This window comes from Streptomyces sp. CO7 (genome assembly GCF_053474865.1).
Genome location: NZ_JBRIOU010000009.1, coordinates 264,579 through 269,398, shown reverse-complemented (window position 1 = coordinate 269,398; position 4,820 = coordinate 264,579). Strand labels below are relative to the sequence as shown.

Annotated in this window: 5 protein-coding genes and 1 pseudogene; 2 read left to right on the top strand and 4 right to left on the bottom strand. The window is 75.2% G+C overall.

Annotation, left to right across the window (positions count from 1 at the left end):
• Positions 1–235: 235 nt before the first annotated feature.
• Positions 236–721 (bottom strand): GNAT family N-acetyltransferase, encoded by a 486-nt coding sequence (locus ACOV8S_RS27795; RefSeq protein ID WP_448321204.1) that lies wholly within the window; start codon positions 719–721, stop codon positions 236–238.
• Positions 722–892: 171 nt separating this feature from the next.
• Between ACOV8S_RS27795 and ACOV8S_RS27790 the strand changes: the two are divergent.
• A pseudogene (locus ACOV8S_RS27790) lies at positions 893–1,096 on the top strand (MerR family transcriptional regulator); the annotation flags it as partial.
• 191 nt (positions 1,097–1,287) lie between these two features.
• Here the strand turns inward: ACOV8S_RS27790 and ACOV8S_RS27785 are convergent.
• Complete coding sequence (locus ACOV8S_RS27785) at positions 1,288–1,476, bottom strand: hypothetical protein (RefSeq protein WP_448321203.1); 189 nt, start codon at positions 1,474–1,476, stop codon at positions 1,288–1,290.
• Positions 1,477–2,465: 989 nt separating this feature from the next.
• Here ACOV8S_RS27785 and ACOV8S_RS27780 point away from each other — a divergent pair.
• Positions 2,466–3,989, top strand: coding sequence for a helix-turn-helix domain-containing protein (locus tag ACOV8S_RS27780; protein WP_448321202.1), 1,524 nt, complete (start codon positions 2,466–2,468; stop codon positions 3,987–3,989).
• Between the two features lie 66 nt (positions 3,990–4,055).
• Here the strand turns inward: ACOV8S_RS27780 and ACOV8S_RS27775 are convergent, their stop codons facing one another.
• Complete coding sequence (locus tag ACOV8S_RS27775; RefSeq protein WP_448321201.1) at positions 4,056–4,394, bottom strand: STAS domain-containing protein; 339 nt, start codon at positions 4,392–4,394, stop codon at positions 4,056–4,058.
• A partial coding sequence (locus ACOV8S_RS27770) for a PP2C family protein-serine/threonine phosphatase (RefSeq protein ID WP_448321200.1) occupies positions 4,391–4,820 on the bottom strand: 430 nt, incomplete at its 5' end. The genes ACOV8S_RS27775 and ACOV8S_RS27770, both read right to left, overlap by 4 nt.

Genomic DNA, 4,820 nt, shown 5'->3' with positions numbered 1-4,820 from the left:
GGGCCACCGGTACCGCCAAGACGATCATGTATCCCACCGCGCAGCGGCCCTCTCCGACGTGTCCGGTCCCGTTCCGCCCGCCACGCTACGGAGCCATCGCGCGCACCCGCCTCGTACCACGGTGCGACATCCGGGCCTCCGGCTCAGCCCAGGGAGCGACGCCGGGCTCCTCCCGCGCCCGGTCCCGGACGGTCGGGCGCCGGGCAGGTCACCGTCGGCCGTCGCGGTGATGAGGTCACCGGCTCCCGGCGTCGTGCCGGAGCCACCGGTAGGCGACCGGCTGGGCCGCGTTCCAGCTCGCGGCGAGCTCGGCGTCCACCGGCGCGAACCCGGCGCCCTGGTAGCAGCGCAGCGCACGGTCGTTGTCCGGGTGGACGCGCAGGAAGACGTCCGCGTGGCCCGTCGCCAAGGCGTGCGCGAGCAGGCCCCGTGCGAGGGTGCGGCCCAGGCCCTTTCCGCGGTGCCCGGGCGCCACGATGATGCGGGCGAGCTCGACCTCGTCCTCCTCGGCGTCCAGCCACAGCTCCCCGTAGCCGACGGCCTGCCCGCCCCCGTCGACGAGGACGTAGGCCCGCACGTCCTGGTCCTCCTGCCAGTCGGCGACCGTCCTCGCGGGCACGGGGAACTCCCGGCGTCCGCACCACATGACCACCTCCTCGGCGGAGGCCGGCCATCCGGCCACGGTCGCCGCGTGGGCGGGTGCGAAGGGGGCGAGTTCCATGGTGCCGGTCCATCCGTCGGGCGTGGTCTGACAAGCACACTCCAGGGGGTGTGCAGGCCGACAGTACGGTGCCCGCGCGGACGGATCCACCCGCCGTCGTTCGACCTCGGAGCCGCTGGGTGACGATCGCTTGACCTGGACCGAGGGAGGTCCAGGGCCGAGGCTTGCGGCATGAGTGAAGCAGATGAGTTGCCCGGCATCGCGGAGGTCTCGGCGCGGATCGGTCTGGCGCCCGACACGCTGCGGTACTGCGAACGTCAGGGCATCGTGCCCTCGCCCCGGCGCGACAGCGCGGGGCGTCGCCGGTACACGCCGGCCGACGTGGAGCTGGTCCGCATGCTGTTCCATCTCCGGGAGACGGGGATGCCACTGGCCGACATCGCGCAGTTCACCGGCGCCGACGACACGGTCACCGCCCCCGCTCGACATGCCCGGCAACCACGTGGGAGCGGGCGCCGAGCCGACGGAGTTCGCCCGCGCCCTCGTGCCGCTGCTCGAACCCGGGCCACTGCCGGGGCTGTTTCGTCGGTGAGCACGCCACGCGCCGCGACGGGCGCGGCCACGTCCTACTCCTCCGAGTTGCCGCGCCCCGAGGAGGAGCCCCGGGGCAGGCTGCGCGCCGCCTCGCTGCCCAGCAGCGTCACCCGCGACACGACGCGGGCCCACCGCGGGGCGTCGCCGCGGGCGGTCCAGTAGACGCAGGCGCAGCCGCCGACGACGAGCAGGACGACGAGTGACAGTACGAGGACCACCATGTTTCTCCCCCAGTGTGGTGCGGTCGGTCGGTGGCCTCGTGCCGGGTGACGGGCCGATGCGACCGCACAGCAGGGGACGCGTGACGTGCCGTGACAGTTCCGTGCGCAGGAGCGGGGCGCCGGGACTCCCGGGTCCCGCCCGTCCGGGAGGAGCGGGACGGGACCCGGGTGGAGGATGCCGGCCGTCAGCGGGAGGTGGTGGGCCGGATGTCGATGACGCGGTCGTAGCGGCCGAGCAGCAGAAGAGCCTGGTCCGCTGTGCCGTCTCCCCGCTGCCGAACGTCAGGGTGACGACGACCTCGTGTCCGTTGCCCACGGCGCCGTTGTCGGTCACCGTCCACTGCGCGGGGACGTTCTGGGCGCGCAGGACGCCGTCCGCCCCGTTCTCCGTCTCCCAGGCCGCCAGGCGCGTGGCGAAGCCGGCCTCCAGGTAGTGGTCGCGCAGTGCCGTGGCCAGGGCGCGGTCCGGGTCCGCGTAGTCGCCCTTGGCGTCGACGTAGGCGCCGTAGAAGTCGGCGACCCGGGTCATGGCCTCCGCCGACCTGCCGGTGATCGTTTGTTGGGCGAGGACACCGGCTGGCGCATGCGTCGTCGCTCTCGTGGTGGCCGCCGGTGTGGTCGCCTGCGCCGAGGCGGTGAGGGCCAGGGGGAAGGCGACGGCGGCGGCGAGGCAGGCGGCCAGGACGGTGCGGCGGACGTGCCGGCTCGCGGTCGTGCTCGTGCCGGTGCTCGAGTTGGCGTTCAACAGTTGATTCCTCGGTTTCGCTCGATCGGTGCGGTGGGTCGCCGGGTGGGTGCGCCCCTGTTCGGCCCACGTGGCGGTGGGGTTGCGGGGAGGTTCCGGCGACGACAGGAGCGTCGGCGGTGTGGTGGCCCTGGGACAACGGACGAGACGCCGGCCGCAACGGTGGAACCGTCCCAGCCCCTGTGACCTCTCCTTTTCCGAATGCCTGGGACGCCGTCCCGGGACACGGAGGCAGGGGGAGCCGATGCCGGCGCAGGACGAGGTGGAGGAGTTCGCGGCGTTGCTGCGCGGACTGAAGGCGCGCACGGACCGCAGCTACGGTGCGCTCGCGCGGCGGCTGGACATGAACACCTCGACGCTGCACCGCTACTGCGCGGGCGACACCGTGCCGCTGGACTTCGCGTCCGTGGAACGGTTCGCGGCGTTGTGCGGGGCGACTCCGGCCGAACGGGTCGAGCTGCACCGGAGCTGGACCCTGGCGGTGGCGGCCCGGCAGCGGGGGACGGCCAGGACGTCGACGGCCACCACGCCCGCCGCATCCGCCGCATCCGCCGCATCCGCCGCGTCCGTCCCCGGGACGGTCACGCCCACCGGGGGGACAGCCAGGCCCGGCGCCGGGACGGCCGTGCCCGGCACAGGAACAGCCGCGCCCGGCGCACTAACCGTCGCACCTACCGCCGGAAGTCCCGCGCCCAGCGCAGGAACAGCCGCGCCCAGCGCAGGAACAGGCGCGCCGACCGCCGGAGCAGCCGCGCCCACTGCCGCGGAGACCGCCCCCGCCGCCGTGTCCGCGGCGGCACCCGCAGCAGCCCCCGCGTCGAGTCCCGCGTCCGCGCCTACGGAGGCGCGGCGACCGTCCGGGCCGCAGGGGCGGTACAGGCGGCGCCTCGTGGTGTCCGGTGTGGCGCTGGCCGCGCTGTGCGCCACGCTGGGCGGTGTGGCGGCCCTGTCGTCCGAGCGCGGGGCGACCACCACGGACGCTGGGGCGCCGAGCCACGCATCCACCGGCCCGGCGGGCGCGCGGCAGGGGCACTCGCCCTCCGTGGACGGCCGGTCACCCGGCGGGCCGCCGGCCTCGGCACCGGGCGCTCCGCAGACGTCCGGGGCCGGCGCGACCGCGTCCGAGCCGTCCGCGCACTCCTCCGCGGGGGCCTCCGCCGCCGCCCCCCTGGCCTGGAGCGTCGACTCCCAGCTGTGGGCGACCGGTTGCGATCACGACTACGTCATCGGCAAGGCGCCCGAGGACGTCCCGCCGCCCCCGGCCCCGCAGGACGCGGCCACGTGGGCGCGTTCGCAGAAGGCGGTGCACGGCGGCCGGACGCTCGTGGGCGTCTCCGTGCAGGGGCGGACGGACACGGCGGTGGTCCTGGAGGCGCTGCGGGTCCGCGTCGTGGGGCGGGCCGATCCGGTGAAGGGCGCCGTGTACTCGACCGGCCAGGGCTGCGGCAGCGACGTGACCCCGCGCTCCTTCGCCGTCGACCTGGACAAGGACCGGCCCCTCGCCCGCCCGGTGCCCGGCAGCGACCGCGGCACGGACACGCCCGCGGTGCGCATGCCCTACAAGGTGTCCGCGACGGACCCGGAGGTCCTGCTGGTCGACGCCCGTACCGCGGACTGCGACTGTCACTGGTACCTGGAACTCGACTGGTCCTCGCAGGGCCGCACCGGCAGCGCGCGCGTCGACGACCACGGCGTCCCGTTCCGCACCAGCGGCACCGAGGGCCTGCCGCACTACTGGTACGCGAACCGCGGCTGGAAGCCGTGGTGAGCAGGAAGCCGTGGTGAACCGAACGCCCCCGACGGCGGGGGAGCCCCCGCCGGGTGGGCGGAGGCATCACGGCCGGGTGGCGCTCCCGACGTCGGGATGGAGGGTGAAGACCTGGTCGAGGCCGGTGATGCGCAGGATCCGCTCCGTCCCGGAGGGCACGGCGGCGAGCGCGATGTCGGCCCCGGCGTCGAGGGCGTGGCTGCGCGCGGCGATCAGCGCGGTGATGCCGCTGGAGTCGCAGAACTCCATGCCGCCCAGGTCCAGGACCAGGCGCTGGCCCGGCCGCAGCACGACCGTGGAGACGAGCGCGCGCAGCTCGGGGGCACTGGCGTAGTCGAGGTCGCCGAAGACCTCCAGGACGGGCCCGGTGTCGGCGTCTCTCGTGGTCGTTCTCAGCATGCTCATCGGCTGGTACTCGTCTGACGGTCGGGGGCCGGAACGCCCAGGGCCAGCAGGGCGGTGTCGTCCTCGAGGCCTTCGCCGAAGCCGGCCAGCAGTCCGGTCAGGGCTTCGACCACCGCCTGGGAGGACCGGCCGGCGTGGCCGGCGACGAAGGCGAGCAGGGCCTCCTCGCCGTACAGTCCGGTGCGGTCCTCGCCGGTGCGGGCCTCGGTGAGGCCGTCGGTGTACAGCAGGAGGGTGTCGCCGGGGGCGAGCACGGTGGTGGCGGTGCCGACGGGCGCGGAGGGCAGGATGCCCACCACGAGGCCGCCCGGGGTGGGCAGGTATTCGGCGGTGCCGTCGGCGCGCAGCACGATGACCGGCGGGTGGTCGCCCGACGCGAGGCCGACGGTCTCCCGCCCCGCGACGGGGGCCGGCTCCCGGGAGCCC